The following is a 1892-nucleotide window of genomic DNA, read 5'->3' as shown; positions in this document are numbered from 1 at the left end:
TCCAAAATCAGGGATATCAGTTTTGTGTAGATGTCTAAAAAATAGGCACTACACTAATTCAAAATGTCCTTGACAAGGGGTACAGTTTAAATAGACGCAATCAGACGCAGGTTGGAAGGGGCAAGGTGATGAGAGATAACGAAATTTATGAAGAGAATCTACAACATTTCCAGATTGTAAGACGCTATAAAAATAGGGCACAATGCAGGTGTCCTTGTCATAAAGACAAACAGGCTTCTTTGACAGTATCTAAAGGTAGAAAATGTACTTTGATATATTGCCATGCAGGATGCAAATTAGACGATATTTTGCAGGCAGCAGGACTCGAAAAGAAAGATACTTTTTATGAATCAGAAAGCCGGGAAATGGACTGGAAACGTTACATAGAAAAACGTGAGCATCGAAAAGTTGAAGCAACATATGATTACGTTTCTTCTGTAACGAATTCTTATGTTTTTACAAAAATCCGTCTTGAAGGTAAAAAGCTGCTTTACGGAATCATCGAGAATAACCGGTTCTCTTATGGACTCAAAGGACAGAACCGGAAGCAATTAAAAGCTATCTATGGCAGTCTGGAAGCTATAAAAAAGGCTATTAGAGAGGATAAGCCTATATTTATAGTAGAGGGTGAAAAAGATGTTAATTCGCTCAAAAGACAAGGTTATACAGCTTTTACATATGGTGGCGTGAATGACTGGCAGTCTGATTTTTCAGAGATTCTGAGGGATGCAAATGTGATTATTCTAGCGGACAATGACGCACCGGGCAAGGCAGTAGCCCAGAGAATCTATGATGATTTAAAGGGCATTGCTAGAAACAGAAAAATAATTATACCTATGTCAAATATAGAAAAAGCAGATATATCAGATTACTTTGCAGCAGGACACAGCAAAGAAGAGTTTGAAACATTAATAAATGGAACGACGTTACAGGAACAACGTAGTGCGGCAGCAGTTGGCAGTCCTAAATATATCTTAGAGCAGCTTAATACACTTAAAGCGGCAGAACGTTTCCAAATGAATGACAGGGGTAGTGCTGATCTATTTGCAACTATATTTAAGAATATCAGCAGGTACAACCCAACAAAGAAAGACTGGATGTACTATGACAAGACAAGATGGATTGCTGATACAGAGGGAATGAGAGCTAAGAGAAATGCTAAAAGGCTTGCAGATGTACTTGTACGGTATTCTGTAACGGCATCTTTACCAGACGATAAGAGACAGTCATATATCAAGTATGCCGCCGGGATGATGAATTACAGAAATAGAAATGTAATGATTACTGATGCAAAAGACCTTAATTTCTTTGAAAATACCGAACTGGATAAAGATGATTTTCTCTTGAACTGCAAGAATAGTGTCCTTGATTTATCTGGTGATCAGCCGAAAGCATTAGAACATAGTGCAGACTTGCTTTTATCGAAAATATGTAATGCAAATTACAATCCTGCTGCCACTTGTACTTTGTGGGAAAGGACAGTTAATGAAATCATGCAGGGTGATACGGCAAAGATAAAATATCTCCAAAAGATGTCTGGCAGGTTCTTAACAGGCGATACAAGCGAAGAAGAATTTTACATATTTTTTGGAGCTACTACCAGAAACGGAAAGTCTACAATCACAGAAATATTGCTGTATCTTTTGGGAGATATGATGGAAATTACAGGAGAAAGCCGGGAAGAAGTAGTGAAACAAGTTGAGGATATGAGAGCGGCGGCATTGGCAGCAGGTAAAAACCCGGATGATTACGCCGTACCGGTAGAAAGAAAAATACTGTATTTTCCAGATGGTTTTACATCTTAACTAAGACTTCCCATACCCCAAATGGGCTTCGCACCTTAAAAATTCAATATTTCAGCTAACAAAATAGCAATTTATGCCATCGCAGTC

General features: G+C 38.2%; 1 protein-coding gene. It reads left to right on the top strand.

Annotated features, from left to right (window positions below; genetic code table 11):
* Positions 1-128 precede the first annotated feature (128 nt).
* Positions 129-1805 (top strand): toprim domain-containing protein, encoded by a 1677-nt coding sequence (locus ACTNDQ_RS15290; RefSeq protein WP_441064993.1) that lies wholly within the window; start codon positions 129-131, stop codon positions 1803-1805.
* The last annotated feature ends 87 nt before the right edge of the window (positions 1806-1892 follow it).

It is taken from the genome of Blautia massiliensis (ex Liu et al. 2021) (genome assembly GCF_052064225.1).
Taxonomy (GTDB): domain Bacteria; phylum Bacillota; class Clostridia; order Lachnospirales; family Lachnospiraceae; genus Blautia_A; species Blautia_A fusiformis.
This window is presented reverse-complemented; position numbering and strand designations above follow the sequence as displayed.

Coding starts and splice junctions, on each gene's coding strand:
- ACTNDQ_RS15290 (WP_441064993.1), top strand. CDS start 129: ATGAGAGATAACGAAATTTATGAAGAGAATCTACAACATTTCCAGATT.